The organism is Acinetobacter sp. YH01005 (assembly GCF_013420465.1).
Classification (GTDB): Bacteria; Pseudomonadota; Gammaproteobacteria; order Pseudomonadales; family Moraxellaceae; genus Acinetobacter; species Acinetobacter amyesii.
Genome location: NZ_VOYA01000057.1, coordinates 1 through 2,924, shown reverse-complemented (window position 1 = coordinate 2,924; position 2,924 = coordinate 1). Strand labels below are relative to the sequence as shown.

Below are 2,924 nucleotides of genomic sequence, written 5' to 3'. Positions count from 1 at the left end.
TTGGGTGTTGTATAGTCAAGCCTCACGAGCAATTAGTATTGGTCAGCTTCATGCGTCACCGCACTTCCACATCCAACCTATCAACGTCGTAGTCTTCAACGGCTCTTTAGTGGACATAAAGTCCAAGGGAAATCTTATCTTGAGGTAGGCTTCCCGCTTAGATGCTTTCAGCGGTTATCCCTTCCGAACATAGCTACCCGGCGATGCGACTGGCGTCACAACCGGTACACCAGAGGTTCGTCCACTCTGGTCCTCTCGTACTAGGAGCAGATCCTCTCAAATTTCCAGCGCCCACGGTAGATAGGGACCGAACTGTCTCACGACGTTCTAAACCCAGCTCGCGTACCTCTTTAAATGGCGAACAGCCATACCCTTGGGACCTGCTTCAGCCCCAGGATGAGATGAGCCGACATCGAGGTGCCAAACACCGCCGTCGATATGAACTCTTGGGCGGTATCAGCCTGTTATCCCCAGAGTACCTTTTATCCGTTGAGCGATGGCCCTTCCATACAGAACCACCGGATCACTAAGACCTACTTTCGTACCTGCTCGACTTGTGGGTCTCGCAGTTAAGCGCGCTTTTGCCTTTATACTCTACGCGTGATTTCCGACCACGCTGAGCGCACCTTCGTACTCCTCCGTTACTCTTTAGGAGGAGACCGCCCCAGTCAAACTACCCACCAGACATGGTCCTCGCTCCAGATAATGGAGCAGAGTTAGAACCTCAATATTACCAGGGTGGTATTTCAAGATTGGCTCCACCGAAACTAGCGTCTCGGTTTCAAAGCCTCCCACCTATCCTACACAAGTAAGATCAAAGTTCAATGTCAAGCTGCAGTAAAGGTTCACGGGGTCTTTCCGTCTAGCCGCGGGTACACCGCATCTTCACGGCGATTTCGATTTCACTGAGCCTCTGCTGGAGACAGCGCCCCCATCATTATGCCATTCGTGCAGGTCGGAACTTACCCGACAAGGAATTTCGCTACCTTAGGACCGTTATAGTTACGGCCGCCGTTTACTGGGGCTTCGATCAAGAGCTTCGCTTACGCTAACCCCATCAATTAACCTTCCAGCACCGGGCAGGCATCACACCCTATACGTCCACTTTCGTGTTTGCAGAGTGCTATGTTTTTAATAAACAGTTGCAGGGGCCTGGTTTCTGTGGCTGCTCTCAGCTCAGGAAGCAAGTTCCATCACCAAAAGCAGCGTACCTTCTCCCGAAGTTACGGTACCATTTTGCCTAGTTCCTTCAGCAGAGTTCTCTCAAGCGCTTTGGTCTACTCGACCTGACCACCTGTGTCGGTTTCGGGTACGATTCCAGTGTAACTGAAGCTTAGAGACTTTTCCTGGAAGTATGGTATCAGCCACTTCACTGTACAAGTACAGCTTGCTGTCAGATCTCAGCATAGAGTACCCCGGATTTGCCTAAGATACATGCCTACTTCCTTTCACCTGGACAACCAACGCCAGGCTGACTTAACCTTCTCCGTCCTCTCATCGCATTACACTGAAGTATTGGAATATTAACCAATTTCCCATCGACTACGCCTCTCGGCCTCGCCTTAGGGGTCGACTCACCCAGCCCCGATTAACGTTGGACTGGAACCCTTGGTCTTTCAGCGAACGGGTTTTTCACCCGTTTTGTCGTTACTCACGTCAGCATTCGCACTTCTGATACCTCCAGCAGACTTCTCAATCCACCTTCATCGGCTTACAGAACGCTCCCCTACCACTTACACTAATGTGTAAATCCGCAGCTTCGGCATATAGTTTTAGCCCCGTTACATCTTCCGCGCAGGCCGACTCGACTAGTGAGCTATTACGCTTTCTTTAAAGGGTGGCTGCTTCTAAGCCAACCTCCTAGCTGTCTATGCCTTCCCACATCGTTTCCCACTTAACTATAATTTAGGGGCCTTAGCTGGCGGTCTGGATTGTTTTCCTCTTGACTACGGACGTTAGCACCCGCAGTCTGTCTCCCGGATAGTACTCATTGGTATTCGGAGTTTGCATCGGTTTGGTAAGTCGGGATGACCCCCTAGCCGAAACAGTGCTCTACCCCCAATGGTATTCGTCCGAGGCGCTACCTAAATAGCTTTCGGGGAGAACCAGCTATCACCGAGTTTGATTAGCCTTTCACCCCTATCCACAAGTCATCCCCTGGCTTTTCAACGACAGTGGGTTCGGTCCTCCAGTTAGTGTTACCCAACCTTCAACCTGCTCATGGATAGATCACCCGGTTTCGGGTCTACACCCAGCAACTAAACGCCCTATTAAGACTCGATTTCTCTACGGCTCCCCTAATCGGTTAACCTTGCTACTGAATGTAAGTCGCTGACCCATTATACAAAAGGTACGCAGTCACCAAACAAGTTGGCTCCCACTGCTTGTATGCATGCGGTTTCAGGATCTATTTCACTCCCCTCACAGGGGTTCTTTTCGCCTTTCCCTCACGGTACTGGTTCACTATCGGTCAGTCAGGAGTATTTAGCCTTGGAGGATGGTCCCCCCATATTCAGACAAGGTTTCACGTGCCTCGCCCTACTCGACATCATTATCTAAGCCCTTTCGCGTACAGGACTATCACCTACTATGGTCGCACTTCCCAGAGCGTTCCACTAAAGCTTAGATAACTTAATGGGCTTTTCCCCGTTCGCTCGCCGCTACTGAGGGAATCTCAATTGATTTCTTTTCCTAAGGGTACTGAGATGTTTCACTTCCCCTCGTTCGCCTCATAAACCTATGTATTCAGTTTATGATACCCGCCTTATAGCGGGTGGGTTCCCCCATTCAGAAATCTCCGGATCACAGGATATTTGCCGCCTCCCCGGAGCTTATCGCAGGCTATTACGTCTTTCATCGCCTCTGACTGCCAAGGCATCCACCACATGCACTTAATTACTTGACTATACAACCCCAAACAGTCG

At 50.4% G+C, this 2,924-nt stretch carries 1 rRNA gene; it reads right to left on the bottom strand.

Annotation, left to right across the window (positions count from 1 at the left end):
- Positions 1-11: 11 nt before the first annotated feature.
- Positions 12-2,905, bottom strand: a 23S ribosomal RNA gene (locus FTT72_RS16010).
- Positions 2,906-2,924: the final 19 nt, after the last annotated feature.